General features: G+C 70.7%; 22 protein-coding genes, 1 tRNA gene and 2 pseudogenes. 9 read left to right on the top strand and 16 right to left on the bottom strand.

Going from position 1 to position 26,000, the window contains the following annotated elements:
- Positions 1–13 precede the first annotated feature (13 nt).
- The 12 genes and pseudogenes from ABD299_RS16550 to dnaA all read right to left on the bottom strand — a co-directional run.
- On the bottom strand, positions 14–1,360 hold the full coding sequence (locus tag ABD299_RS16550; RefSeq protein WP_344263078.1) for a hypothetical protein: 1,347 nt from the start codon (positions 1,358–1,360) through the stop codon (positions 14–16).
- Positions 1,360–3,384, bottom strand: coding sequence for a vWA domain-containing protein (locus ABD299_RS16545; protein ID WP_344263076.1), 2,025 nt, complete (start codon positions 3,382–3,384; stop codon positions 1,360–1,362). Before ABD299_RS16545 ends, ABD299_RS16550 begins: the two co-directional genes overlap by 1 nt.
- A 185-nt stretch (positions 3,385–3,569) precedes the next feature.
- On the bottom strand, positions 3,570–3,707 hold the full coding sequence (locus tag ABD299_RS16540) for a DLW-39 family protein (protein WP_271681643.1): 138 nt from the start codon (positions 3,705–3,707) through the stop codon (positions 3,570–3,572).
- 189 nt (positions 3,708–3,896) lie between these two features.
- A tRNA-Ile gene (locus ABD299_RS16535) sits at positions 3,897–3,973 on the bottom strand.
- A 70-nt stretch (positions 3,974–4,043) separates the two neighbouring features.
- Complete coding sequence (locus ABD299_RS16530; RefSeq protein WP_344263073.1) at positions 4,044–4,793, bottom strand: DUF3566 domain-containing protein; 750 nt, start codon at positions 4,791–4,793, stop codon at positions 4,044–4,046.
- A 3-nt stretch (positions 4,794–4,796) separates the two neighbouring features.
- The gene (gene gyrA, locus ABD299_RS16525) at positions 4,797–7,397 is read right to left on the bottom strand and encodes a DNA gyrase subunit A (RefSeq protein ID WP_344263070.1); all 2,601 of its coding nucleotides are present in this window, start codon (positions 7,395–7,397) and stop codon (positions 4,797–4,799) included.
- A 35-nt stretch (positions 7,398–7,432) separates the two neighbouring features.
- A complete protein-coding gene (gyrB, locus tag ABD299_RS16520; RefSeq protein ID WP_344263068.1) occupies positions 7,433–9,523 on the bottom strand; it encodes a DNA topoisomerase (ATP-hydrolyzing) subunit B in 2,091 nt (696 codons plus the stop codon).
- A 293-nt stretch (positions 9,524–9,816) separates the two neighbouring features.
- Positions 9,817–10,299, bottom strand: a complete 483-nt coding sequence (locus ABD299_RS16515) for a DciA family protein (protein WP_344263274.1) — start codon at positions 10,297–10,299, stop codon at positions 9,817–9,819.
- A gap of 112 nt (positions 10,300–10,411) precedes the next feature.
- Complete coding sequence (recF, locus tag ABD299_RS16510) at positions 10,412–11,545, bottom strand: DNA replication/repair protein RecF (protein WP_344263066.1); 1,134 nt, start codon at positions 11,543–11,545, stop codon at positions 10,412–10,414.
- A gap of 34 nt (positions 11,546–11,579) precedes the next feature.
- Positions 11,580–12,467, bottom strand: a complete 888-nt coding sequence (gene gnd / locus ABD299_RS16505) for a phosphogluconate dehydrogenase (NAD(+)-dependent, decarboxylating) (protein ID WP_344263064.1) — start codon at positions 12,465–12,467, stop codon at positions 11,580–11,582.
- A 69-nt stretch (positions 12,468–12,536) separates the two neighbouring features.
- Entirely contained in the window at positions 12,537–13,667 is a 1,131-nt protein-coding gene (gene dnaN / locus ABD299_RS16500; protein ID WP_344263063.1) for a DNA polymerase III subunit beta, read from the bottom strand.
- 785 nt (positions 13,668–14,452) lie between these two features.
- Positions 14,453–16,036 (bottom strand): annotated as a pseudogene (gene dnaA / locus ABD299_RS16495) (chromosomal replication initiator protein DnaA); the annotation flags it as partial.
- Between the two features lie 503 nt (positions 16,037–16,539).
- On the opposite strand from dnaA, the gene rpmH reads away from it, so the two are divergent.
- The 9 genes and pseudogenes from rpmH (at position 16,540) to ABD299_RS16450 (ending at position 22,811) form a co-directional block, all read left to right on the top strand.
- Positions 16,540–16,677 carry a 50S ribosomal protein L34 gene (rpmH, locus tag ABD299_RS16490; RefSeq protein WP_165302702.1) on the top strand — a complete coding sequence of 46 codons (138 nt, stop codon included), beginning with the start codon at positions 16,540–16,542 and terminating at the stop codon, positions 16,675–16,677.
- Positions 16,678–16,700: 23 nt separating this feature from the next.
- Positions 16,701–17,096, top strand: coding sequence for a ribonuclease P protein component (gene rnpA, locus ABD299_RS16485; protein WP_344263056.1), 396 nt, complete (start codon positions 16,701–16,703; stop codon positions 17,094–17,096).
- Positions 17,093–17,353: pseudogene (gene yidD / locus ABD299_RS16480) on the top strand (membrane protein insertion efficiency factor YidD); the annotation flags it as partial. The gene rnpA and the pseudogene yidD, both read left to right, overlap by 4 nt.
- A gap of 39 nt (positions 17,354–17,392) precedes the next feature.
- Positions 17,393–18,457 carry a membrane protein insertase YidC gene (yidC, locus tag ABD299_RS16475; protein ID WP_344263271.1) on the top strand — a complete coding sequence of 355 codons (1,065 nt, stop codon included), beginning with the start codon at positions 17,393–17,395 and terminating at the stop codon, positions 18,455–18,457.
- Between the two features lie 15 nt (positions 18,458–18,472).
- Positions 18,473–18,976 carry a Jag family protein gene (locus tag ABD299_RS16470; protein ID WP_344263052.1) on the top strand — a complete coding sequence of 168 codons (504 nt, stop codon included), beginning with the start codon at positions 18,473–18,475 and terminating at the stop codon, positions 18,974–18,976.
- Between the two features lie 11 nt (positions 18,977–18,987).
- Positions 18,988–19,704 carry a 16S rRNA (guanine(527)-N(7))-methyltransferase RsmG gene (rsmG, locus tag ABD299_RS16465; protein ID WP_344263050.1) on the top strand — a complete coding sequence of 239 codons (717 nt, stop codon included), beginning with the start codon at positions 18,988–18,990 and terminating at the stop codon, positions 19,702–19,704.
- Positions 19,705–20,031: 327 nt separating this feature from the next.
- A complete protein-coding gene (locus ABD299_RS16460; RefSeq protein ID WP_344263047.1) occupies positions 20,032–21,042 on the top strand; it encodes an AAA family ATPase in 1,011 nt (336 codons plus the stop codon).
- On the top strand, positions 21,039–22,145 hold the full coding sequence (locus ABD299_RS16455) for a ParB/RepB/Spo0J family partition protein (protein ID WP_344263045.1): 1,107 nt from the start codon (positions 21,039–21,041) through the stop codon (positions 22,143–22,145). The genes ABD299_RS16460 and ABD299_RS16455 overlap by 4 nt, the downstream gene beginning before the upstream one ends.
- Before the next feature lie 51 nt (positions 22,146–22,196).
- Positions 22,197–22,811, top strand: a complete 615-nt coding sequence (locus tag ABD299_RS16450; RefSeq protein WP_344263043.1) for a GNAT family N-acetyltransferase — start codon at positions 22,197–22,199, stop codon at positions 22,809–22,811.
- Between the two features lie 101 nt (positions 22,812–22,912).
- Here the strand turns inward: ABD299_RS16450 and trxA are convergent, their stop codons facing one another.
- The 4 genes from trxA to sigM all read right to left on the bottom strand — a co-directional run bounded on the left by trxA (position 22,913) and on the right by sigM (position 25,996).
- Entirely contained in the window at positions 22,913–23,242 is a 330-nt protein-coding gene (gene trxA / locus ABD299_RS16445) for a thioredoxin (protein WP_344263041.1), read from the bottom strand.
- A 76-nt stretch (positions 23,243–23,318) separates the two neighbouring features.
- Positions 23,319–24,281, bottom strand: a complete 963-nt coding sequence (gene trxB, locus ABD299_RS16440; protein WP_344263039.1) for a thioredoxin-disulfide reductase — start codon at positions 24,279–24,281, stop codon at positions 23,319–23,321.
- A gap of 171 nt (positions 24,282–24,452) precedes the next feature.
- On the bottom strand, positions 24,453–25,304 hold the full coding sequence (locus ABD299_RS16435; protein WP_344263037.1) for a zf-HC2 domain-containing protein: 852 nt from the start codon (positions 25,302–25,304) through the stop codon (positions 24,453–24,455).
- Positions 25,301–25,996, bottom strand: a complete 696-nt coding sequence (gene sigM, locus ABD299_RS16430; RefSeq protein WP_344263034.1) for an RNA polymerase sigma factor SigM — start codon at positions 25,994–25,996, stop codon at positions 25,301–25,303. Before sigM ends, ABD299_RS16435 begins: the two co-directional genes overlap by 4 nt.
- Positions 25,997–26,000: the final 4 nt, after the last annotated feature.

The raw sequence follows: 26,000 nt of genomic DNA, 5'->3' as shown, positions 1-26,000 counted from the left end.
CGACGGGCGGTCGTCAGGCCGCCCAGGGGCCGCCGGGAGGCGGGGCAGGCTGCGACGCGGCGGCGCGGCGGCGGGCCGTGAGCTGCCAGACGGTCAGCGCGGCCAGCAGCCCCACCCCGGCACCGATTCCGGCGAAGCCGAGCAGCTGCTGCGAACCGCGCCGGTCCGCCGCGATCTCCTGGTCCGACAGCCCCTTCTCCGCCTGGTCACGGTCGCTGTCGCGTACCCCGAACCCTGCGTCCAGCGCCGCCTGCGGGTCCTCGTAGTCGGGACCGGCCGTCACCTCGCCCTCCAGCGAGGTGCGCAGCGTCAGGCCGATCGACGGCTCGTCGGTGACGGTGGCGACATCCTCGTGCAGGGTCACCGCGATGTAGTGCCAGCCGGCGAACCGCATCCGGCTGACCGGCAGGTCGTCATAGCGGTTGTCGTAGGCCACCGGCGGGGTGATGGCCCGCATCTCCTCGGCCTCGCCGCGGTAGCTGGTCTTCTCCTCGCCGAGCCGGGCACGGGCCGGGTTGTACAGCGCGGCCGTCAGCCCGTCGCTGACCCACGACGCGTCGTCCTTGGCCGCCGTGTTGCCCAGTTCCACGGTGAGCGCCAGCTGCTGGCTCCAGTCCACCGGGATCCGGTAGAACAGCGTCTGCCCGGGCGCGATGTCATCGCGCCAGACGCCCTCGGTGACGGGCCGGGCATCGTTGAAACCGGTGCCGCCGGTGACCCGCTCGGCCGCGTCGGCCGGCGGGGCCGGGGGCTCGGTCAGCACGCTGCCGGGGGACGGCGGGTTCACCTGGCCCCCGGTGACCGGCGGCTCCACCAGCACCCGCAGTTCCAGCGGCCACGGTTCCGGGCTGGAGGTGGGGTCGCTGTCCCGGGTCACCGTGTAGTGGTAGACGCCCGCCTCCTGGCAGGAGCGGTCCGGGTCGATCGCCCGCAGCGACCAGGCGGTGATCGGCCGGGCGAGCCCGTCGGCACCGAAGTTCTGCCGGTCCGACGACAGGCAGGTGTCGCCTCCGGTGGTCTGGAGCACCACCTCGATGCGGTCGCTGTAGCCCACCTTGGTGCCCGGCGCGGGCGCCGCCACCGTGGTGAGGTAGACGTCGGAGACGTCGTCCAGGCCGATGGAGTAGTAGAGCGTCTGGCCGGGGGCTATCTCGTCGGTGTAGGTGCCCCCGCCCTCCAGGCGGGGGGCGTCCGAGCTGCGCTCGGTGCCCTCGATGGGCTCGGCGTCGTCGGCCATCCGGTACGGCTGCGGCTCGGCCACCGGTTCCTCGCCGTCGGCCAGCGCCGCCGCGGGAGCCAGCAGCAGCAGCGCCGCGGCTCCGGTGAGCGCCGCCATCGTCCTGCGTCCTGCCCCGGTCATCACCAGTCACCCCTCGTCGTGCCGTTCCGTGCCGCCGTGCGCCGTGCCCGGTACATCAGCACCGCCGTGGTCAGCAGCGCCGCCGCGACCGCACCGCCGAGGGCGGCCAGCACCGGGCCGGTCCATCCTGCCCCGGCACCGGCGGCGCTGTCCCGGTCCGATGCCGAATCGTCCTGTGCGCGGCCCTCGTCCGAAGCACCGTCGGTACTCCCCTCGCCGTCCTCGTCGCCGGCCGCGCCCGCCACGGGAGCGTTGTGCTCGGGGCCCGTCAGTTCCTCGCCCACCACGTCCACCCGCAGCACCACGCCGATCGCCGCGTTCTCCGCGATGCTCACCGCGCCAGGGCCCAGCGACACGGCGATGTAGTAGTCGCCGGGGCTGCGGACCGGGCGCGCCGGGTCGTGACTCTCCCAGCGGTTGGTCCAGGTCACCGGGACGGTCCCCATGTCCATCGCCAGTTGCTCGCCGCGGTAGACCCGCTCGGTGCGGAAGTCGCCGCCGGCGATGGGCAGGCGGGAGGGGGAATAGCTGACGGCGCGCACGTGGCTGGCCTGCGGCCGGCCCTCCAGCGTCGGCTCGTTGGCGAACTCCACCCGGTAGCGCAGCTGCTGTCCCCAGCCCAGCGGCACCTTGTACCAGCGGGTCTGGGCGGGCAGCAGCCGGTCGCGGTACACGCCCGGGGACAGCTCGGTGGCGTCGTTGAACCCGGTGCCGCCCTCGGTGTCCACCGGCTGGTCGGTGGGCAGCGCGGCATCCGGGCCGGCCGCGCCGTAGCGCGGCTGCGAGGCGGCGGGCCGCACCCCCTCCGGCAGCGGCTCCTCCAGCGCGAAGCGCAGTTCGAGGGGCCAGTGCGCGGTGTCGGAGCCGTCGGCGCTCTCCCTGGTCACCGACAGCAGGTAGCGTCCCGCCGGGTCGCAGGTCTGCGAGCCGTCCGGGGACGGGACGCGGCTCACGCTCCGGGTGAGGATCATGGCGCCCTCGTCCTGGCCGAACCGGGTGCGCGCCACTCCGCCGCACCCGCGGCCCCGCTCGCTGTCGTCGGTCAGCCGCAGCTCCAGGCCGTCGCGGCGGTCCACCGGGACGCCGGGGTGGGGCACCGCGGTGACGGAGAAGTCGGCGGCGGAGGAGTCGTCGAGGTCCGCCGCGTACCAGCGGGTCCGGCCGGGGCCGATGGTGTCCAGATACTGACCGGGAGTCAGCAGCGGTGCGCCGTCCCGGTCCCCGGCGCCGCTGATCTCCTTACCCTCGAAGCGGTAGCCGTCGGAGGACAGCAGCGCGGCGCGCTCCAGCTCGCGGCCCAGCGCCTCGCCGTCCGGCGCGTCGTAGTACCTGCCGTGGCCCGCCTCGGCGATGCACTCCAGTTCCGCACGGCCCTCCTCGCCGATCTGGAACCCGACGGTGTCGATGCGCAGTTCCACTCCGTCGCCGACGAGCTCCGCGGCGACCTCGCACGGCGGGGTGGTGCCGCAGTTGGACTCCCCGTCGGAGATCAGCAGGATGGTCTGCCGGCCGATCGCACCGTGCGGCACCGCCGGAAGGTCCTTCGCCGCCTCCCGCAGGGCCCGGGCTGTCGGGGTGTTCCCGGTCGGCCCGGCCTCACCGAGCGCGTCCTTCAGCGCCTCGCGGTCCACCGGTTCCACGGGCTGCGCGAGCCGGGTGTCGGTGCAGTCGCTGGAGTCCGAGCCGAACAGCCGCAGCCCGGTCGGGTAGCCCTCCGGAAGCGCGTCCACAGCGGTGCCCAGCGCCTCCTGGGCGGCCGCCATCCGGGTGCGCCCGGTGCCGTCGTCCTCGGCCATCGACCCGGAGGCGTCCAGCACCATGATCAGGCTGCTGTTGCCGTCCGCAACCTGTCCGGGCCGGTCCGGCGCGGCGGCCGCCGGGGGCGGTACCAGCAACGCGCAGGCCAGCAGAGCAACGGTCGGTACGCCGAGGCAGGTGGCGAGACGCCGGCCAGTGGTTCCCGGGATCCGGCGGCGCGGTGGCCGCGTGCCCCCCTCGCCCGTCGTTCCCGCTCTGCCCGCCATGGCCAACTCCCCCCGGTGTCCGCTGCTCTCGTCCGTCGACAGCACAGACGGTACGAGTTTGCTGACGCACACAACAAGCTCCGCGGTGTCACGGTCTCGCTACAGGCCCGCACACGCCGCCGGGCCCCCGGTCCGCGTGCTGCGGCCGGGGGCCCGGCGGGGCGTTCGTTCTGTGGCCGGCCGGGTCAGACACCCGTCGAGCCGGTCGGTACGGAGTCGGTAGCCTCCGTCCACAGGTCCTGCTCTGCCTTGTCCGCCTGGATCTGGCGGTACACGAGGAGGCCGCCAATGGCGGCCAGGGCGACCAGGAGGAGCTTCTTCACCGCGCTACCTCGTCCTTCTTCGACGTGATCGGACCATCTGGCGCCCGATGATACCCAACTGTGCCGTTTGGTTGAGGCGTCCGGGCCCACCGGCGTCGCGCAGCCTGGCCGGGCCCCTCCCGAAGAGGCCGTTGATGTCACCCGATGATGTCGAAAGGCCCGACCGGAACCGGTCGGGCCTCTTCGCGCTGGTGGGGCTAACAGGACTTGAACCTGTGGCCTCATCCTTATCAGGGATGCGCTCTAACCATCTGAGCTATAGCCCCGCGCTGCACCGAAAGGTTAGCGCATGTGCACCCCGGCGCCCAAATCGGTTGGCGGCGCCGGACGGGCACGTCACTCGTCCTCGGCGAGGGTGACCTCCACACCGCCCACGAAGCCCGCCGAGAGGTTGTACATGAAGGCCCCGAGCGTGGCCAGCGCGGTGGCCAGCACGACATCGATCACCGCGATTACCGCGGTGAACATCATCACCCGCGGCAGCGACAGGAACGCCACCAGGTCGAAGCCGCCGGCCTCCTCGGTGCCGGTCGCGTCGCTGATGGTGGCACCGATGGTGGAGAACACGCCCATGGCATCCATCACCATCCACAGCACCGCCACCGCGACCACCGTGCAGATGCCCAGGGCGATGGACAGCAGGAAGCTGACCTTCATCACCGACCACGGGTCGGCCTTCGCCACCCGCAGCCTGGCCTTGCGGGTCCGCGGGACCGTGCGGGCCCCGGTGCGCGGCCGGCGGACGCCCTGCAGCGGGCCCCCCTGCTGCGGCGGGCCGTACGGAACGTTCTCCCCGCCGCTCTCCGAGCGGGCCTGGGGCGGCGCCCCGGGCGGTGCCGGGTAGGCCTGCGGCGGCTGGTAGTGCTGCCCGTCCTGCTGCTGGTCGTAGCCGCGGCCCTGTCCATACGGGTCCGCCGGTCTGGCACTGGTCATGGTGGCTCCCCCGCGGGGCGTCTCTCCCGTTGTACGGCTGTCCGCAGGGTCACGACCGGCGCCGTCGCCGTCCGGCGGGGTGCCCTGACCGTCCGGGCGGTGCCGGTCGTAACCGGCACCGCCGGCCGCGGGATCACCCGTGGCTCCACTCACGCCCTACTCCTCGTCGTCCGCGGCCGGTGCCTCCGCCTCGGCGCCGGCGGCCACGGCCTCGACTTCCTCGGCCTCCCGGCCGGCCTCGGCGTTGCGTGCGATACCGACGACGGCATCACGCTTGCCCAGGTTGATCAGCTGGACGCCCATCGTGTCACGTCCGGTCTCCCTGACCTCGTTGACCCGCGTGCGGATCACCCCACCGCCGAGGGTGATGGCCAGAATCTCATCCGTGGCCTCCACCACCAGCGCACCGACCAGGGACCCGCGGTCCTCGACGATCTTCGCGGCCTTGATGCCCAGACCGCCACGCCCCTGCACCCGGTACTCGTCGACCGAGGTCCGCTTCGCGTACCCGCCGTCGGTCGCGGTGAACACGAACGTACCGGCGCGCACCACGTTCATCGACAGCAGCTCGTCGCCCTCGCGGAAGCTCATGCCCTTCACACCGGAGGTGGCCCGGCCCATCGGCCGCAGCACCTCGTCCGTGGCCGTGAACCGGATCGACTGCGCCTTCTTGCTGATCAGCAGCAGGTCGTCGGCCGGGGACACCAGCTCGGCACCGATCAGCTCGTCGTCCCGGCCGTCGGGCATCTGCCGCAGATTGATGGCGATGACACCGCCCGAGCGCGGCGAGTCGTAATCCTTCAGCGGGGTCTTCTTGACCAGCCCGGACTTGGTGGCCAGCACCAGGTACGGGGCCGCCTCGTAGTCCCGGATCGCCAGGATCTCCGCGATCCGCTCGTCGGGCTGGAACGCCAGCAGATTCGCCACGTGCTGACCGCGGGCGTCACGCCCGGCGTCCGGCAGCTCGTACGCCTTCGCCCGGTAGACCCGGCCCTTGTTGGTGAAGAACAGCAGCCAGTGGTGCGTGGTGGAGACGAAGAAGTGATCGACGATGTCGTCCTCCTTCAGCTTCGTGCCGCGCACCCCCTTCCCGCCGCGCTTCTGCGCCCGGTAGTCGTCGGTCCTGGTGCGCTTGACGTAGCCGCCCCGGGAGATCGTGACGACGATGTCCTCCTCGGCGATCAGGTCCTCGATGGACATGTCGCCCTCGAACGGCACCAGCTGAGTGCGCCGGTCGTCGCCGAACTTGTCGACGATCGCGCCCAGTTCCTCGCCGACGATCTGGCGCTGCCGGTCGGGGGAGGCCAGGATCGCGTTGTACTCATTGATCTTCGCCTGGAGCTCGTCGTGCTCGGCCACGATCTTCTGCCGTTCCAGCGCGGCCAGCCGCCGGAGCTGCATCTCCAGGATGGCGTTCGCCTGGATCTCGTCGATGGCCAGCAGGTTCATCAGGCCGCCGCGCGCCACATCGACGGTGTCGCTGCGCCGGATCAGCGCGATGACCTCGTCGATGGCGTCCAGTGCCTTCAGCAGGCCGCGCAGGATGTGCGCGCGCTCCTCGGCCTTCCGCAGCCGGTACCGCGTCCGGCGCACGATCACGTCGATCTGGTGCGTGACCCAGTTGCGGATGAAGGCGTCCAGCGACAGGGTGCGCGGCACCCCGTCCACCAGCGCCAGCATGTTCGCGCCGAAGTTGGTCTGCAGATCGGTGTGCTTGTAGAGATTGTTGAGGACGACCTTGGCGACCGCGTCCCGCTTCAGCACGATGACCAGCCGCTGACCGGTGCGCGAGGAGGTCTCGTCGCGGACGTCGGCGATGCCGGCCACCCGGCCGTCCTTCACCAGGTCCGCGATCTTCAGCGCCAGGTTGTCCGGGTTCACCTGGTAGGGCAGCTCGGTGACCACCAGGCACTGCCGGCCCTGGATCTCCTCGACCTCCACCACCGCGCGCATGGTGATCGAGCCGCGGCCGGTGCGGTACGCCTCCTCGATGCCCTTGCGGCCCACCACCAGGGCACCGGTCGGGAAGTCGGGGCCCTTGATGCGCTCGATGAGGGCGTCCAGCAGCTCGTCGTTGGTCGCCTCGGGGTGCTCCAGGTACCAGCGGGCGCCGGCGGCGACCTCGCGCAGGTTGTGCGGCGGGATGTTGGTCGCCATGCCGACCGCGATGCCCGCCGAACCGTTGATCAGCAGGTTGGGGAAGCGCGACGGCAGCACCGTCGGCTCCTGGTTGCGGCCGTCGTAGTTGTCCTGGAAGTCGACGGTCTCCTCGTCGATGTCCCGCAGCATCTCCATGGCCAGCGGCGCCATACGGCACTCGGTGTACCGCATGGCCGCGGCCGGGTCGTTGCCCGGCGAGCCGAAGTTGCCGTTGGAGTCCACCAACGGCATGCGCATGGACCAGGTCTGCGCCAGCCGCACCAGCGCGTCGTAGATGGAGGAGTCGCCGTGCGGGTGATAGGTGCCCATCACGTCGCCGACCACGCGGGCGCACTTGTAGTACCCCCGCTCCGGGCGGTACCCGCCGTCGTACATGGCGTACAGCACCCGGCGGTGCACCGGCTTGAGACCGTCCCGCACATCGGGCAGCGCCCGGGAGACGATCACGCTCATCGCGTAGTCGAGATACGAGCGCTGCATCTCCGTCTCGAGCGTCACGGGCTCGATCCGCATGGCGGTCACTTCTTCCAGGACGGTGGACGGGTTGTCCACGGCGGGCGAGTCCCCGCCCGCGGCGGGGGAGGTGTCATCGGCCATGACCGGCTCCGATTCCTTTCGGGCTGCGGGGTCGTTCAGATGTCCAGGAACCGGACGTCCTTGGCGTTGCGCTGGATGAACGAGCGCCGGGCCTCCACGTCCTCACCCATCAGGATGGAGAACAGGTCGTCGGCGGCGGCCGCGTCGTCCAGCGTCACCTGGCGCAGCACCCGGTGGGCGCTGTCCATGGTGGTGATCCGCAGTTCCTCGGCGTTCATCTCGCCCAGCCCCTTGAAGCGCTGGATGGCGTCCTCCCGGATGCGCCGGCCCTGCTCCCGGCCGAGCGCGATGAGGCTGTCCCGCTCGCGGTCGGAGTACGCGTACTCGAACTCGTCCCGGCCCCACTTGATCTTGTACAGCGGAGGCTGGGAGAGGAAGACGTGTCCGGCCTCCACCAGCGGACGCATGAAGCGGAACAGCAGGGTGAGCAGCAGGGTGTTGATGTGCTGGCCGTCGATGTCGGCGTCCGCCATCAAGATGATCTTGTGGTAGCGGAGCCGCGAGATGTCGAAGTCCTCATGGATCCCCGTGCCGAACGCCGAGATCAGCGCCTGCACCTCGGTGTTCTGCAGCACCTTGTCGATCCGGGCCTTCTCCACGTTCAGGATCTTGCCGCGGATCGGCAGGATGGCCTGATACTGCGGGTCCCGGCCGGACTTGGCGCTGCCGCCGGCCGAGTCGCCCTCCACGATGAAGATCTCGCACTTGGCCGCGTCGTTGGACTGGCAGTCGCTCAGCTTGCCCGGCAGCGAGGCCGTCTCCAGCAGGCCCTTGCGCCGGGTCAGGTCCCGCGCCTTGCGGGCCGCGACCCGGGCGGTGGCCGCCTGGATGCCCTTGCGGATGATGTCGGCGGCCTCGGCCGGGTTGCGGTCCAGCCAGTCCGTCAGGTGCTCGTGGACGATCTTCTGGACGAACGTCTTGGCCTCGGTGTTGCCCAGCTTCGTCTTGGTCTGGCCCTCGAACTGCGGCTCGCCCAGCTTCACCGAGATGATCGCCGTCAGACCCTCGCGGATGTCCTCACCGGCGAGGTTGTCGTCCTTCTCGCGCAGCAGCTTCTTCTCCCGCGCGTACCGGTTCACCAGGCCCGTCAGCGCGGCCCTGAACCCCTCCTCGTGGGTGCCGCCCTCGTGCGTGTGGATGGTGTTCGCGAAGCTGTAGACACCCTCGGTGTACTGGGTGTTCCACTGCATCGCGATCTCCACCGACAGCTTCCGCACGGTGTCCTCGGCCTCGATCGCGATCACCGACGGGTGCACCGGCTCGCCCTTGCGGGAGTTCAGATGCCGCACGAAGTCGACGATGCCGCCCTCGTAGTGGTACGTGACCGAGCGCGGCTGGTCCTGGTCGGCGCCGGTCGCCGTGTCCGCACCCGCCGTCTGCTTGGCCGCCTCCCGCTCGTCCGTCAGCGAGATGGTCAGCCCCTTGTTCAGGAACGCCATCTCCTGGAAGCGCCGGGAGAGCGTCTCGAAGGAGTAGTCGGTCGTCTCGAAGATCCCGCCGTCCGCCCAGAAGGTGACCGTCGTGCCGGTCTCCTCCGTCGCCTCGTTGCGCGCCAGTTCGGCGGTGGGGGCGCCCATCACGTAGTCCTGGGTCCAGCGGTAGCCGTCCCTGCGGACCTCCACGGACAGCTTGTGCGACAGCGCGTTGACCACCGAGACGCCCACGCCGTGCAGACCGCCGGAGACCGAGTAGCCTCCCCCGCCGAACTTGCCGCCGGCGTGCAGCACGGTGAGGACCACCTCGATCGCGGGCTTGCCCTCCGAGGGCACCATGTCCACCGGGATGCCGCGGCCGTTGTCCACGACCCGGACCCCGCCGTCCGCCAGCAGCGTCACGTCGATCCGGTCGGCGTGCCCGGCCAGGGCCTCGTCCACCGAGTTGTCCACCACCTCGGCCACGAGGTGGTGCAGGCCTCTCTCGCCGGTGGACCCGATGTACATGCCGGGCCGCTTCCGGACCGCGTCCAGCCCTTCCAGCACCGTGATCGCACTGGCGTCGTACGCCACGGCGCCCTCCGGCGTCACGAGAGCCTCGACGGTCTCCTCGCCCGGGTTACCGGCCGTGGAGGGGGTGTTTTCATGAGAGTTGCCGGAATCGGCCACGAAGCGCCCTTTCTGGCACAGCACAAGCCAACTCCGGACAGACAGGAGCGGCTGCGTCGTTCGACATGGTCCGCAACAGGGCGGTGCCCCCAGTCTACCGGTAGCGCTGACAGTGATGACGGTTTGCCGGGCCCTGAGTCCGCATGTGCCGCCCTGAACTGACGTCCGTCGACTCCCTATATGGGGACCGGCCCCCCAGAACGCTCACAGGGGCGCTCAGGGCCTTGCCCTGTCAACCCAAAACTGTGTGAGCGGCATCACATGTCACACCGCGACCGCCCGGACGCACAACCGTGTATACGCGCCCGCGCGGGGTCTCAGCCGTAGGTGTCCCCGGGCCCGCGGCTGCCCGGCGCCCGCCACGCACCCGGCTCCCGGCGCGGCCCGCCGCCAGGGCCCAGCACCTTGATCAGCTTCACGCTGCCCTGCCCCAGATCGGCGTTCAGCCGCGCCAGCAGCTGCGGCGCCAGCAGCCGCAGCTGAGTGGCCCACGCCGTGGCATCGCACCGCACCGTCAGCACCCGGGAATCCTCGTCGTAGGACACCGGCTCGCAGTGCTGCGCCACTTCCGGCCCCACCAGCTCCGGCCAGCGCCCCAGCACCCCGCCCACGGCCAGCGGTACCTCCCAGCCCCGCTCCGCGGTCAGCCGCTCCACCGCCGCACCCAGCGGCACCGGATCCCGCCCACCGGGCCGCGCCCCCGACCGCAGACCGCCCCTGCGCGCCTGCCTCTTCTGCTGCGCCAGCGCACCGCGCGCCCGCGCACGCTCCTTCGCCGCCCGCAGCGCCACCCGCGCCAGATCGACGCCTGACGGCTCCCCGGCCGCGTCCCCCGCGGCGGACGCGGCGGACGCGGCGGACCCGCCGGGCGCCCCCGGCCCGTCCGGCCCGCCGGAGACGCGGCGGTCCTGCTCACCGGACACGCTCCACCGCCCCTCCGGCCACCTCGAAGCGCGCCCCGGCCAGCGCCCCCGGGACGTCCTCCGGCACCGCCGCCGTCACCAGCACCTGCTCCCCGGGCGCCACCAGCTCCGCCAGCCGCTCCCGGCGCCGGGTGTCCAGCTCGGCGAACACGTCGTCCAGCACGAGCACCGGCTGCGGGCCCTCCTCCCGCAGCAGCCCGAACGACGCCAGCCGCAGCGCCAGCGCGAACGACCAGCACTCACCGTGGCTCGCGTACCCCTTCGCCGGCAGCTCCCCCAGCCGCAGCACCAGATCGTCGCGGTGCGGACCGACCAGCGTCACCCCCCGCTCCACCTCCTGTCCGCGTGCCGCTCCCAGCGCGGCGCGCAGCACCTCCTCCAGCTCCGCCGGACCGCTCGCCTCCGCCGTCGCCTCGCCCGCCGACGCCCGGTACTCCAGCACCAGCGGGCCGCCACCGGGCGCCAGCTGCTCGTACGCCTTGTCGGCCAGCGGCCGCACCGCCGTCACCAGCGCCAGCCGGTGCGCCAGCAGTTCGGCCCCCACCCGGGCCAGGTGCTGGTCCCAGACGTCCAGCGTCGCCAGGTCCATCCCCCGGCCCCCGTGCCTGCGGGCCATCGCCGCCGACTTCAGCAGGGAGTTGCGCTGCTTGAGGACCCGGTCGTAGTCCGCCCGCACCCCCGCCATCCGCGGTGCCCGCGCGGTGAGCAGCTCGTCGAGGAACCGCCTGCGCTCACCCGGATCCCCCTTCACCAGGTTCAGGTCCTCCGGCGCGAACAGCACCGAGCGCACGATCCCCAGCACGTCGCGCGGCCGCACCTGCGAGGAGCGGTTGATCCGGGCCCGGTTCGCCCGGCCGGGATTGAGCTCCAGTTCCACGAGCTGCTCCCGGTCCCCCTCCGTCACCCGGGCACGGACCACCGCGCGCTCCGCGCCCATCCGCACCAGCGGGGCGTCCGAGGAGACCCGGTGGCTGCCCAGCGTCGCCAGATAGCCGACCGCCTCCACCAGGTTCGTCTTGCCCTGGCCGTTCGGGCCGATGAAGGCGGTGACGCCCCGCTCCAGCGGAACCTCCGCCCGGACATAGGACCGGAAGTCGGCGAGCGACAGATGCGTGACATGCACGGTGGTACGCGGGCCCTTCCTCCGCTCCGGGCGGCTACGGCCTGGTCTCGGTGTTGGTCACCGCGTGCCCGCCGAACTGGTTGCGGAGCGCGGCGATCATCTTCATCTGGGGGGAGTCGTCCTGCCGGGAGGCGAACCGGGCGAACAGCGAGGCGGTGATCGCCGGCAGCGGCACCGCGTGGTCGATCGCGGCCTCCACCGTCCAGCGGCCCTCGCCGGAGTCCGCGGCGTACCCGCGCAGCTTCTCCAGGTGCTCGTCGTCCTCCAGCGCGCGCACGGCCAGCTCCAGCAGCCAGGACCGGATGACCGTGCCCTCCTGCCAGGACCGGAAGACCTCGCGCACGTCGGTCACCGGCCCGGCGGCCTCCAGCAGCTCCCAGCCCTCGGCGAAGGCCTGCATCATCGCGTACTCGATGCCGTTGTGGACCATCTTCGCGAAGTGGCCCGCCCCGACCGCGCCGGCGTGCACCGCGCCGAAGGTGCCCTCCGGCTTGAGCGCGTCGAACACCGGCTGCACGCGGGCGACGTCCTCCGGCGAGCCGCCGTACATCAGCGCGTAGCCGTTCTCCAGGCCCCACACGCCCCCGGAGACACCGCAGTCGACGAAGCCGATGCCGCGCTCGGCGAGCTCCGCGGCGTGCTTCTCGTCGTCCGTCCAGCGGGAGTTGCCGCCGTCGACCACGACGTCCCCGGCGGACAGCAGCCCGGCCAGCTCGTCGACGGTGGCCTGGGTGGCCTCCCCGGCGGGCACCATCACCCACACGACCCGGGGGGCCGGCAGCGCGTCCACCAGCTCGCGCAGGCTGTGCACATCCGCCAGCTCCGCGTTGCGGTCGTAGCCGACGACGGTGTGCCCGGCGCGGCGGATGCGCTCGCGCATGTTGCCGCCCATTTTGCCGAGACCGATGAGACCGAGCTCCATCTGGGCTCCTCCGTAGCTTGCGTACCTGGGAGCGAGCCTACGCCCGGGACCGGGTGCACATCTGTGGGGTCAGCCGCTCAGCCGGACGGGCATGATCAGGTACTTGTAGTCCTCGTCCGCCTCGGCGTCCACCGCCGGCCGGCCGCTCAGCAGGGCGGGCTTGGTGGAGGTGGTGAAGGACAGCTGGGCCACCGGGGAATCGATGGCGCTCAGGCCCTCCAGGAGGAAGCCCGGGTTGAAGGCGATCGAGATGTCGTCCCCCTCCAGGCGGGCGTCCACCCGCTCCACGGCCTGTGCGTCGTCGCTGGAGCCGGCCTCCAGGATCAGCACACCCTGTTCGAAGCTGAGCCGCACCGGAGTGTTCCGCTCGGCGACCAGGGCGACGCGCTTGACGGCCTCCACGAAGGGTGCCGTCTCGATCACCGCGACCGAGTTGAACTCGGTCGGGAAGAGGGTGCGGTACTTGGGGAGGTCGCCCTCCAGCAGCCGGGTGGTGGTGCGGCGGCCGGCTCCCTCGAAACCGATCAGGCCCTCACCGGCTCCCGACCCGGACAGCGCCAGCGAGACGGTCTCCCCGCCACTGAGCGACTTGGCCGTCTCCAGCAGGGTCTTGGCGGGCACCAGGGCCACCGCCGAGACGTCGGAGGCCTCCGGCTTCCACAGGAACTCCCGCACGGCGAAGCGGTACCGGTCGGTGGAGGCCAGGGTGACCCGGTCCCCCTCGATCTCGACCCGGACACCGGTGAGCACCGGGAGGGTGTCGTCACGGCCGGCCGCGATGGCCACCTGGGCGGCGGCGGAGGCGAAGACCTCCGCGGGAACGGTGCCGGTCGCGGTGGGCATCTCCGGCAGCGAGGGGTACTCCTCCACCGGCAGGGTGTGCAGGGTGAAGCGGGAGGACCCGCACACCAGGCTCACCTTGCTGCCGTCGGTGCTCAGCTCGACCGGCCGGTTGGGCAGGGCCTTGCAGATGTCGGCCAGCAGCCGGCCGGAGACCAGGACGGTGCCGTCCTCCTCCACGTCGGCGTCGACCGAGACCCGTGCCGAGACCTCGTAGTCGAAGCCGGACAGACTCAGTCGTTCTTCCTCGGCCCTCAACAGCAGGCCCGCGAGAACGGGCACCGGCGGTCGGGCCGGCAGGCTGCGGGCGGCCCAGGCCACCGCCTCCGCGAGCGCATCGCGTTCCACCCGGATCTTCACTTCAGCCGCCTCCTGCTGTCACTGGCTGCTCGTCTTGGTGCAGGGACCAGTGTGACGCACCGGACCGACAGGGGAGGTCCTCCGGAGGAGATCCCGGGCCGCGTGCCGGAGCACCGCGGGGCCGGGTTGTGCACAGCCCCCACTTCGAACCGAGTTTCCCGGCTTATCTCTGTGGTCGTAGTAGTAGGGCCTGTGGAAACCGTGGATAACCCTGTTCTTCCAGGTCGGACCGGCTTTTTTGTCCACCGGGCCTGTGGGCGGGGCGGTGGACGGACGGGCCCTGTCTGTGGACAGTGGCCGGCTGTGCACAGGGGGTCCCCGGTCGTCCCCAGGTTCCCCACAGCCGCGTCCCCAGATTTCGCGGGGTTCTCAACAGGCAGCGCGGCGGGGGAGTGTGACCTGTTTCACTCGTCCCGGTGAGAGTGCGCGTTATGTTGCCGAACAGTGGACAACCCTGTGGATCACCTGTGTACAACGGGGCGTTGCCTGTGGGCCGCCGGTGGACAACCGGGAACGCCGCGGCGGGGACCGGGAGTTCTCCACAGCCTGTGGACCGGCCGGGTCCACATATCCCCAGGGTGCTGACCTGCGGGGCATCGGGTACCGCGGTTCCGCTGTGGACACAGTTCTGGACAACCGGGACGGCACACAGGGTGTGGAAGGAAAATACCCGCAGGATCTGTGGAGGAAGGCCGTAACCCCGCCCGGAATCGAACAGGACCCCCGGGACGTCCCGGGGGTCCTGTGGCGTCCGCCCGTGCGCGGGGCGGTCGGTGCGGTGGCCGTCAGCCGTTCTTGATGCGGTTGGTCAGCTCGGTGACCTGGTTGTAGATGGAGCGCCGCTCGGCCATCAGCGCGCGGATCTTCCGGTCCGCGTGCATGACGGTGGTGTGGTCACGTCCGCCGAAGTGCTGCCCGATCTTGGGCAGCGAGAGGTCGGTCAGCTCGCGGCACAGATACATCGCGATCTGCCGCGCGGTGACCAGGATCCGGCTGCGGGAGGAGCCGCCGAGGTCCTCCACGGTGAGGCCGAAGTAGTCGGCGGTGGCGGCCGTGATGGCGTCCGCGGTGATCTCCGGGGGCGCGTTCTCGCCGCCGGGGATGAGGTCCTTGAGGACGATCTCGGTCAGCCCGAGATCGACCGGCTGCCGGTTGAGGCTGGCGAAGGCGGTGACCCGGATGAGCGCGCCCTCCAGCTCGCGGATGTTGCGGGAGATCCGCGAGGCGATGAACTCCAGCACCTCCGGCGGGGCGTTCAGCTGCTCCTGGACGGCCTTCTTGCGCAGGATCGCGATCCTGGTCTCCAGCTCCGGCGGCTGGACGTCGGTGATCAGGCCCCACTCGAAGCGGTTGCGCAGCCGGTCCTCCAGGGTCACCAGCTGCTTGGGCGGCCGGTCCGAGGAGAGCACGATCTGTTTGTTCGCGTTGTGCAGCGTGTTGAACGTGTGGAAGAACTCCTCCTGCGTGGACTCCTTGCTCGCCAGGAACTGGACGTCGTCCACCAGCAGGATGTCCATGTCCCGGTAGCGCCGCCGGAAGGCGTCGGCCTTGCCGTCCCGGATGGAGTTGATGAACTCGTTGGTGAACTCCTCGGAGCTCACGTAGCGCACCCGGGTGCCCGGGTAGAGGCTGCGGGCGTAGTGCCCGATGGCGTGCAGCAGGTGCGTCTTGCCCAGGCCGGACTCGCCGTAGATGAACAGCGGGTTGTACGCCTTGGCCGGAGCCTCGGCGACCGCCACCGCGGCGGCGTGCGCGAAGCGGTTGGACGCCCCGATGACGAAGGTGTCGAAGAGGTACTTCGGATTCAGCCGGGCGGTCGGCTCGCCCGGACCGGTGGCCGGGGCGGGCTGTGCGGCCAGCGGCCCCGGCGCGCCGCTGGAGGCCGGCAGCCGGCCGTCGGGGCCGCGCAGCGGCGGGCGCTGCTCGTACTGGTCGTAGCGCGGCTCGTACCGCTCGGGCGGCCGCCCGTATCCCTCGTGCCGGCCCGGCTCGGGCCGGTAGTCGTGGTGCGGCTGCTGCCAGCTCACCTGGCGGTCGCCGGGGTGCGGCGCCTGGGGATGGCCGGGGTAGGCGGGCCGGGCGGCCGGCAGGTCGTGGCCCGCGTAGTCGTCGTGGCCGCGGTAGCGGTCCTGGCCCGGCGGGGGCCCGGGGCGCCGGTCGTGCCCCACCGGGGCGGGCGCGGTGGGCTCGGGGGTCCGGGGCTCCGGCGGCGGGTCGGTGACCGTGATCGCCAGCCGGATCGGCTGGCCGCACTCCCGGCTGAGCGTTTCGCTGATCAGGGGGGCGAGGCGGCCCTCCAGCACACTTTTGGCGTACTCGTTCGACACGCCGAGCAGGGCGGTGCCGGAGACCAGCGCCAGCGGCTGGCAGTCCTGCAGCCATCGCTGGTCCTTGAGCTCGACGCCCTGGCCGTCGGACAGCAGGGAACTCAGTGCGCGTGGCCATACCGCGGCAAGATCTGCAGGTAGGTCAGCCACGGGGCACGCTCTCTCACTCGCAGGGGTGGTGCCGGCGCCCGGTGAGGCGCCCGCCGGTGTGCCGCCGCGCCGGGCGGAAAGGTCGTAAGTTCAGCCACGGTAGTCAGGGCGGCACTCGCACATCAAGTCATTGTCCACAGGGTGTGTACAACGGGGAAAGTCGGCTCAGTTTGACCATAAGGTCGGCCCGCGCGTACCGTTGTCCAGTCGAGTTGTCGACGGCTGCTGCCGCCTGCCTCCGATGGGCAGATCCCGTGATCGTGAAGCCTCAGGGCTGTGGGGCGGTTATTCGGGCACATGCGGCTCCTCGTGGGTGCACGGTGACAGCCGTTCGGCGCCCCCGCAAGCTGTGCCGGCAGCCCGTGCCGGACACGAAGACCCAGTGGAGCCCCCGAGTGAGCAAGCGCACTTTCCAGCCGAACAACCGTCGTCGGGCCAAGACCCACGGCTTCCGGCTGCGCATGCGGACGCGTGCCGGCCGCGCCATCGTCGCCAACCGCCGCAGCAAGGGCCGTACCCGGCTCTCCGCCTGATCGCCTGATCACAGGTCCATGCGGTGCTGCCATCGGAGAACCGGCTGAGGCGGCGCGAGGACTTCGCGACCGCGGTACGCCGAGGGCGCCGGGCCGGGCGCCCGCACCTCGTCGTCCACCTGAGCCGGGGAACCCCCCGGGACAGAACCGTGGCACACAGGGACCCGCACGTGTCAGCAGGGGAAGCCCCCCCGCCGCGTGCGGGTTTCGTCGTGAGCAAAGCGGTGGGAAACGCGGTGGTCCGTAACCGTGTGCAACGTCGGCTGCGTCACCTGATACGCGACCGACTGTCCCGGCTGCCCGCCGGTAGCCTGGTGGTGGTACGGGCTCTGCCTGGTGCGGGTGCTGCCTCCCACGATCAGCTGGCCCGAGATCTCGATGCCGCCCTGGAGCGGCTGCTGGGAGGGGTACGACCATGAAGTACCCGCTGCTGCTGCTGATCAAGCTGTACCAGTGGACCATCAGTCCGATGCTCGGTCCCGTCTGCCGTTACTACCCGTCCTGCTCCCATTACGGGTACGGCGCCATCGACCGGCACGGGGCCGTGAAGGGCACGGCTCTCACGGCCTGGCGCATCCTGCGCTGCAATCCCTGGTCCCCCGGTGGTGTCGACCACGTTCCGCCCCGGAAGCACCCCGTCTGGCATCAGCGCCTCCGTCACCGCTGGCAGAACCGGACACCCACCAATGCCCAAGGAGTCTGACTCGTGGACACGATCAACTCGATCCTCACTCCTCTCTATATCGCTGTCTCCTGGATCATCGTCCAGTTCCACAAGCTGTACAGCCTGGTCTTCGACGAGGACAGCGGTTGGGCCTGGGGCCTGTCGATCGTGTCCCTGGTGATCGTGGTCCGCATCGGACTGATCCCGCTGTTCTTCAAGCAGATCAAGGCGACCCGCAACATGCAGGCGCTCCAGCCGCGGATGAAGGCGATTCAGGAGCGCTACAAGAGCGACCGGCAGCGCCAGTCCGAAGAGATGATGAAGCTCTACAAGGAGACGGGCACCAACCCGCTCTCCAGCTGTCTGCCCATCCTGTTGCAGGCACCGTTCTTCATCGCGCTCTTCCAGGTGCTCAACCACATCGCGAGCAACCGGACCGTCGGTGTCCTCAGCCAGGCCGAGGTGGAGAGCGCGCGGGCGGCCAGCATCTTCGGCGCGCCGATCGCCACCCGCTTCATGGACAGCGCGGAGAAGGTCGCCGAGCTGAGCGCCTCGCTGACGGACGTCCGCGTCGTCACCGTCATCATGATCGTGCTGATGTCGCTGTCGCAGTTCTACACGCAGCGGCAGCTGATGACGAAGAACGTGGACCTCACGGTCAAGACGCCGTTCATGAACCAGCAGAAGATGCTCATGTACATCTTCCCGATCATGTTCGCCGTCTTCGGCATCAACTTCCCCGTCGGCGTCCTGATCTACTGGCTGACCACCAACGTGTGGACGCTCGGCCAGCAGATGTACGTCATCCAGCGGAACCCCACCCCGGGCAGCATCGCCTTCCAGCAGCGCCAGGAGAAGCTGCGGGAGAAGGGCAAGCTCAAGGAGGACCCCGCCGAGGTCGAGACGAAGAAGGCCGTCGAGGCCGCTCGCGCCAACCGGGTCCAGCCCAAGAAGCAGCCCAAGTCCAAGCGGCAGGCCCAGGGCGCCCAGCCGAAGAAGGCGGGCCCGCACCAGAACGGGAGCGCCCAGGGGCAGCAGGGCAGGCAGAAGAAGCAGCGGCCGGACGCCACGGCCCCGCAGGACAAGCCCAAGCCGTCCGAGAAGACCAAGAAGTAAGAAGGAGTCCACATCGTGACGGACACCACCCCGGCCGCCGAGGGCACCGACACCCTCACCCGCCTGGAGCAGGAAGGCGAGATCGCGGCCGACTATCTCGAGGGCCTGCTCGACATCGCGGACCTCGACGGCGACATCGACATGGACGTCGAGGCCGACCGCGCGGCGGTGTCGATCATCGGCGAGGGTGCGGCCCGCGACCTGCAGAAGCTGGTCGGGCGGGACGGTGAGGTACTGGAGGCGCTGCAGGAGCTGACCCGGCTCGCCGTGCTGCGGGAAACCGGTGAGCGCAGCCGGCTGATGCTCGACATCGCCGGGCACCGGGCGCGCAAGCGGGAGCGCCTGACGGTCCTGGGCAACGAGGCCGTGGAGCAGGTCAAGAAGACCGGGGAACCGGTCAAGCTGAAGCCGATGACTCCCTTCGAGCGCAAGGTCGTGCACGACGCCGTCGCCGAGGCCGGACTGCGCAGCGAGTCGGAGGGCGAGGAACCGCAGCGCTGCGTGGTCGTCCTGCCGTGAGAGAAGAGCAGATGCCCGCCGCTCTCCCCCCGGTCCCGGAGGCCGCTCACCGGGTTTTCGGTGAGCGGCTGGGCGACGCCATGCGCTATGCGGAGCTGCTCGCCGACGTGGGAGTCCGCCGGGGACTGATCGGTCCTCGCGAGGTTCCCCGGCTGTGGGAGCGCCACCTGCTGAACTGTGCGGTGCTCTCGGAGGCCGTCGTCGAGGATGTCACGGTCTGCGACGTCGGATCGGGTGCGGGTCTGCCGGGCATTCCGCTCGCCCTGGTCCGGCCCGATCTGCGGATCACGCTGCTCGAGCCGCTGCTGCGCCGCACCACCTTCCTCCAGGAGGTCGTCGAGCTGCTGGGGCTGGATCACGTGACGGTCCTGCGAGGCAGGGCCGAGGAAGTCCTGGGGGCGGGTGTGTTCACGCCCGTCCATGTGGTCACGGCACGAGCGGTGGCACCGCTGGACCGGCTCGCCGGCTGGGGGATCCCCTTGCTGCGCCCCTACGGCGAGATGCTGGCGATCAAGGGCGACACCGCGCATGACGAACTGAAGGGCGCCCGTGCCGCCCTGGCGAAACTGGGCGTGGTGGACGCCTCGGTGGTCCAGGTCGGAGCCGACGTGGTGGACCCCTTGTGCACGGTGGTGCGTGCCGAGGTGGGGGAGAGCCCCGGAGGGGTCCGGTTCGCCGCCAAGCGCGCCAAGGCCGCGCGACGCCGAGGCGGACGCAGGCCCCACTGACCGTGGACGCCCCTGTTGTCCTGGGTGTCCGAAGTGCAGGCAATAGAGCCGAATGGATCCCGGTACGGAGTGTCGTCCGTGCCGGGAGCGCCGGGCCTGGGCATCGTGTTTCACGTGAAACGACGCTCTCTGCTGCAAGGAATCATCGGTCGCGGCCGTGCGGCTGCCCAGCCGCGTGACCGTCGGCCTCGCCCCGACCCGGGTGTTACGCCGGTGTCCACACATGAGCCGTTGTCCACAGTTCCGCGGACCGCGCTGGTTCAGACCCCCCGGGACGTGGCAGTCTGTGAACCCACGAAGGCTGCGCACGTCGAGGAGAGTGAACCATTGCGGTCCGACGCCAATATCGCTGGGCCGACGGCCGATCCGGTCCCCGGCCCACGGTCCGAACTGGCGGATGCTCCCGGTGGCGCGGTGGACATCGCCCACAGCGCTCCCCCGCCCTCCGGAGATGCCCCGCCCGGCCGGGCTGCCCAGCAGGCGGTCGAGGCCATGTACCGGGCCGGGGGTTCTCTCCCCAGGCCCGACCAGACCCGGATCATGGTCGTCGCCAATCAGAAGGGCGGCGTGGGCAAGACCACCACCACGGTGAACCTGGCCGCCTCCCTGGCTCTGCACGGCGCCAGGGTTCTGGTGATCGACCTCGACCCCCAGGGCAACGCCTCCACGGCGCTGGGCATCGACCATCACGCGGAGGTCCCCTCGATCTACGACGTGCTGGTCGACAGCCGGCCGCTCTCGGAAGTGGTCCAGCCGGTGCCTGACGTGGAAGGGCTGTTCTGTGCCCCGGCCACCATCGATCTGGCAGGCGCCGAGATCGAGCTGGTCTCCCTGGTGGCGCGGGAGAGCCGGCTCAGCCGCGCGATCGAGGCCTATGAGCAGCCGCTGGACTACATCTTCGTCGACTGCCCGCCCTCCCTCGGACTGCTCACGGTGAACGCGCTGGTGGCCGGGGCCGAGGTGGTCATCCCCATCCAGTGCGAGTACTACGCTCTGGAAGGCCTTGGTCAGCTGCTGCGGAACGTCGAACTGGTGCGGGGGCACCTCAATCCCGATCTCCGGGTCTCGACGATTCTGCTCACCATGTACGACGGCCGTACCCGGCTCGCCTCCCAGGTGGCGGAGGAGGTACGCAGTCACTTCGGGCAGGAGGTGCTGCGGACCAACATTCCCCGCTCGGTGAGAATCTCGGAGGCTCCCAGCTACGGGCAGACCGTTCTCACCTACGACCCGGGCTCCAGCGGATCGCTGTCCTATCTCGAGGCAGCCCGGGAAATCGCACTGCGGGGCGCGGCCCCGCAGCAGGAACAGCACAGCACGGTGGAGGGGACACAGTGAGCGAACGACGGAGAGGGCTGGGCCGAGGGCTCGGCGCACTGATCCCCGCGGCGCCGCAGAGCCGCGACAGCGCTCCGGTTCAGGTGGACGGGGAAGGCTCGGCCTCCCCCAGCGCGGTACCGCTGCTGGTCACCGAACGGGGTGTGGCCGCTGCCAGGGTGACCTCCCTGCCGGATGCCGGCGCCCCGGACGATGCTCCCGGGCAGGCCTCGGCGGGCGGCGGAACCGCCCCGCAGGCCGCCGAGGCCGTAGACGTGGCAGGGGCGCATTTCGCGGAGCTGCCGCTGGACGCGATCACCCCCAACCCGCGCCAGCCCCGCGAGGTCTTCGACGAGGATGCCCTGGCGGAGCTGGTCACCTCCATCAAGGAGGTCGGCCTGCTCCAGCCGGTCGTGGTCCGTGAGCTCGCAGCCGGGCGTTATGAGCTCATCATGGGAGAGCGGCGGTGGCGGGCCTGCCGGGAAGCCGGTATGGAGACCATCCCGGCCATCGTCCGGGCCACCGAGGACGACAAGCTGCTCCTTGACGCGCTGCTGGAGAATCTGCACCGCGCCCAACTCAACCCGCTGGAGGAGGCGGCCGCCTACGACCAGCTGCTCCGTGACTTCGCCTGCACCCACGACGAGCTGGCCGACCGGATCGGTCGTTCCCGCCCGCAGGTGTCCAACACGCTGAGGCTGCTGCGACTGTCTCCGGCCGTCCAGCGCCGGGTGGCGGCCGGTGTGCTCTCCGCCGGGCACGCCCGTGCGCTGCTGTCGGTGGAGGACTCCGAGGAGCAGGACCGGTTGGCGCACCGCATTGTGGCCGAAGGGCTGTCGGTGCGGGCGGTCGAGGAGATCGTCACGGTCCAGTCCGCCGGGAAGCGGCCCGCCAAGGGGCGTGGACCGCGGGCCGGCAGGCGGGTCTCCCCCGCCCTGGACGGTCTGGCCGGGCGCCTGTCGGATCGCTTCGAGACCCGGGTGAAGGTGGACCTGGGGCAGAAGAAGGGGAAGATCGTCGTCGAGTTCGCCTCGATGGAGGATCTGCAGCGCATTCTCGATCAGCTCGCCCCGGGTGAGGGACCGGTGCTGGAGCAGCCGTCCCGGGATGAGGACGACGACTGACGGGACGCGCCGCACTGTGTCTCCGGGACGCCCCATGGATACGATGGATCCATGGGGCGTCAGCTTGTGCCGCTCACGCTGGACAACCTCCCGGACCTGCCGGCTCGCTGCCGTGCCTGTGTGTTCTGGGAGCTCGACCCGGTGCGGGCGCGGGACGCGGAGCAGTCCGGCCGGACGGCTGACGAGAAAGAGGCATGGATCTCGGCCGTCCTGCTCGAGTGGGGCTCGTGCGGCCGGATCGTGCGTGTGGACGACAGGGCGGTGGGGCATGTGCTCTATGCGCCACCGGCCTACATCCCCAGGTCGGCGGTCTTTCCCACCAGTCCGGTCGCTCCCGACGCCGTTCAGCTCATGACGGCCTGGATCTCGCCCGACTACCGCGGCCAAGGGCTGGGCCGTGTCATCGTGCAGACCGTCGCCAAGGATCTGATGCTCCGCGGTTTCCGGGCGATCGAGGTGTTCGCCGATGCCCGTGGGCAGGAGGCCGCCTGTCTTCTGCCGGCGGGGCACCTGCTGGCCGTGGGCTTCAAGACGGTCCGGAACCATCCGGTCAATCCTCGGATGCGTCTGGAACTGCGGTCGGTCCTCTCCTGGAAGGCCGATGTGGAGCACGCGCTCGACCGTCTTCTCGGGGCGGCTCAGCAGCCCAGCCTGCGGCCCTCCTGATCACGCGCGAGGGGCCGGTCGCCGTTTCACGTGAAACGGCGACCGGCCCCTCGTTCAGTTGCCGCTCCGAAGTGTCCGGGAGAGCAGCGGGGTGGTCCGGGTCAGCCGATGAAGTCGCTGAGGTCCCGCTCGATGGCGGCCTTCGGCTTCGCACCGACGATGGTCTTGACGACCTCTCCGCCCTGGTAGACGTTCATGGTCGGAATCGACATGATGCCGTACTTGGCGGCGGTGGTGGGGTTCTCGTCGATGTTGAGCTTGACGATGGTCAGCTTCTCCGAGTGCTCCTGGGCGATGGCCTCGAGCGCCGGGGCGATCTGACGGCACGGGCCGCACCACTCCGCCCAGAAGTCCACGAGTACGGGCTTGTCGCTCTTGAGGACCTTCTCCTCGAAGTCGGCGTCGGTAGCGGTCACGGTGGCACCGGCCATGGTGTCTTCTCCTTGACTGAGGGATGCGGGTTGACGGGGTGAGGCGAGAGAGGGCTGAGACGCGCGGAGCCGAACCTCAGGCCTGAGCGGCGGCGGGTTCCGCGTCCACGAGCGCTGCGAGGTACCGCTCGGCATCCAGGGCCGCGGCACAGCCGGTGCCCGCGGCCGTGATGGCCTGACGGTAGGTGTGGTCCACCACATCGCCGGCGGCGAAGACCCCGGTGAGGCTGGTCCTGGTCGAGGGAGCGTCGACGCTCACGTACCCCTCCTCGTCCAGCGCCAGCTGGTCCCGGAAGAGCTCGACGCGGGGATCGTGGCCGATGGCGACGAACAGCCCGGTGACCTGAAGGTGCGAGGTCTCCCCGCTGACGGTGGAACGCAGCGTCATCCCGGAAAGCTTGCCGTCGGTTGCCTGGAGTTCGGCGACCTCGGAGTCCCAGCGGAACGTGATCTTGGGGTCGGCGAAGGCCCGCTCCTGCATGGCCTTCGAGGCGCGGAGGGTGTCCCGGCGGTGGACCACGGTGACCGACTTGGCGAACCGGGACAGGAAGGTGGCCTCCTCCATCGCGGTGTCGCCACCGCCTACGACCACGATGTCCTGGTCGCGGAAGAAGAACCCGTCGCAGGTGGCGCAGTAGGAGACTCCCCGGCCGGACAGCTCGTCCTCCTGCGGAAGTCCGAGCTTGCGGTGCTGGGATCCGGTGGTGATGATCACGGCCTTCGCCCGGTGCACCGTGCCGGCCGAGTCGGTCACGGTCTTGATCTGACCGGTCAGGTCAACCGCGGTGGCGTCGTCCGCCACCAGTTCGGCACCGAAGCGCTCAGCCTGTGCCCGCATGTTGTCCATGAGGTCCGGCCCCATGATTCCGTCGCGGAAACCGGGGAAGTTCTCCACCTCTGTGGTGTTCATGAGAGCGCCACCCGCGGTGACGGAGCCTTCGAAGACCAGCGGGTTGAGAGAGGCGCGTGCGGTGTAGAGCGCGGCCGTGTAGCCCGCGGGGCCGGAGCCGATGATGATCACGTTGCGGACTTCGCTCACGGGATTCTTCCTTGTCTCGGGGGCCATATCCGGGGCACCCCGGCAGGGAGCCCTCGGTCCATTAACGGATCCTAGAGCCCGGGGCATTCCCTCTGCGGCAACCGGGTCCGGGCGCCGGTGGGACGCCGCCTCCACTCGGCCGGGGAAGGCGCAGGAGCGCGCCCGGTGCCGTCAGTCCCACGGGTAGCTGCGGTGGACAAGAACCTCGCTGGTGGCTCCGAGATCCAGGCTGTCACAGGTGGCGTCCACCACATACACATCCACCTGTTCCGGTTCCCCGGCACGGGGGAGCACGACGACATAGGCATCGGCGGCTCGGAAGCGGTGGGGCTGTGCGGCCAGGGGTTCTTCGGTGCGGTCGAGGGCGGACCGGACACAGGGAGGCAGCGGGGTGGCGGAGGCCGAGGACGGTGGCCCGCCGGCCGACTCCTGCCGCGGTGATTCGCTTCCGGATTCGGGAGAGACATCTCCCTCCTCCGCGCGGGCCAGGAGGCTCTGCACCCTGGATTCCAGATCGGCCTCCTCGTGCGGGGCGAGTTCATTCGCCGCCCCTGCACCGTCCTCTCCTTCGGGAGTGGTGAAGGTGTCGGCCATGAGGTCCTGCGTGGCCTCCTCAGCCGACTGCTCGGCCGCCTCTCCGGCTGCCGAGTCGTGCTGTCCGGGAGGCTCCAGGATGCCCAGCAGGGAGGAGCCCACGGCCAGAGCGACAAGCGCTCCCGCCGCGGCCAGCGCGAGCCGGGGAAGACGGCGCCGGAGGGGTGAGGCGCCGGCGGGTGTTTCACGTGAAACGAGAGCGGGCTCCGCCGCCAGCGCGGCCTCGATCCGGGCGGCCACATCTGAGGGCATCGGCCCCGGGTGGTCGAGCTCCGACAGCTCCCGGCGAAGCAGATCGAGATCATCCCGTGCCGCGGCGCAGTCGGTACAGCCGGCCACATGCGCGCGGATGCGTTCCGCTTCCCGCGGTGCGAGGAGATCTTCCGCCAGGGCGGAGATCTCGGCGGCGCTTGCATGGTCGTCCTTCATGCGTGTCCACCTCCGCCCGGTACGGCGCCGGTCTCCCCGGCGTCTCTGGGAGCTGGGACGGATCCCCTCGCCGCACGGTTCCCTTCCTGGGGCTGGGCGGGTCGGTCGGCGCGGGTGCGGAGATGCCGGACCAGCGGCAGGAGCCGGGCGCGGGCACGCGCACACCGGCTCTTGATCGTGCCCTCGGGGGTACTGAGGATGCGGGCGGCCTCCGCGACGGGGTAACCCTGCATGTCCACGAGAACGAGCGCGGCCCGCTGGTCGTCGGAGAGTTCGTCGAGGGCGGTGCGGAGCTCGTGACGGAGGGCCTGGCGTTCCACCGGCTCGGCTGCGGATTCGTGTGGATCCAGCAGGTTCTCCAGACGCTCGGGTTCCGGGAGGGGAGAGGTCCGCCGGGACTTCGCCTTCCGGACGCGGTCCAGACACGCGTTGACCGTGATCCGGTGCAGCCAGGTGGTCACGGCGGACTGGCCCCGGAAGGTGTGCGCCGCGCGATAGGCGGAGACCAGCGCGTCCTGTACGGCGTCAGCGGCCTCCTCGCGGTCGCCGAGGGTCCGTACCGCCACGGCCCACAGACGGTCCCGGTGCCGGCGTACGAGCTCGCCGAAGGCGTCGGGGTCGCCCTCGCTGTGCCACCGGAGAAGCTCCTGGTCGGTGGCGTCGGCGGGGTCGCGTGGCGATGGCTTGCCCACGGGT

Origin of the sequence: Streptomyces sodiiphilus, from assembly GCF_039529215.1 — a bacterium.
Classification (GTDB): domain Bacteria; phylum Actinomycetota; class Actinomycetes; order Streptomycetales; family Streptomycetaceae; genus Streptomyces; species Streptomyces sodiiphilus.
Note: the sequence above shows the minus strand (reverse complement) of the source record. Positions and strands in the feature narration are given on the sequence as shown.

Excerpts from the sequence above, each read along its gene's own strand:
- ABD299_RS16550 (WP_344263078.1), bottom strand. The coding sequence starts at position 1,360 with ATGACCGGGGCAGGACGCAGGACGATGGCGGCGCTCACCGGAGCCGCG.
- ABD299_RS16545 (WP_344263076.1), bottom strand. The coding sequence starts at position 3,384 with ATGGCGGGCAGAGCGGGAACGACGGGCGAGGGGGGCACGCGGCCACCG.
- gyrA (WP_344263070.1), bottom strand. The coding sequence starts at position 7,397 with ATGGCCGATGACACCTCCCCCGCCGCGGGCGGGGACTCGCCCGCCGTG.
- gnd (WP_344263064.1), bottom strand. The coding sequence starts at position 12,467 with ATGGAGCTCGGTCTCATCGGTCTCGGCAAAATGGGCGGCAACATGCGC.
- rsmG (WP_344263050.1), top strand. The coding sequence starts at position 18,988 with ATGCCCGCCGCTCTCCCCCCGGTCCCGGAGGCCGCTCACCGGGTTTTC.
- ABD299_RS16450 (WP_344263043.1), top strand. The coding sequence starts at position 22,197 with ATGGGGCGTCAGCTTGTGCCGCTCACGCTGGACAACCTCCCGGACCTG.
- trxA (WP_344263041.1), bottom strand. The coding sequence starts at position 23,242 with ATGGCCGGTGCCACCGTGACCGCTACCGACGCCGACTTCGAGGAGAAG.
- ABD299_RS16435 (WP_344263037.1), bottom strand. The coding sequence starts at position 25,304 with ATGAAGGACGACCATGCAAGCGCCGCCGAGATCTCCGCCCTGGCGGAA.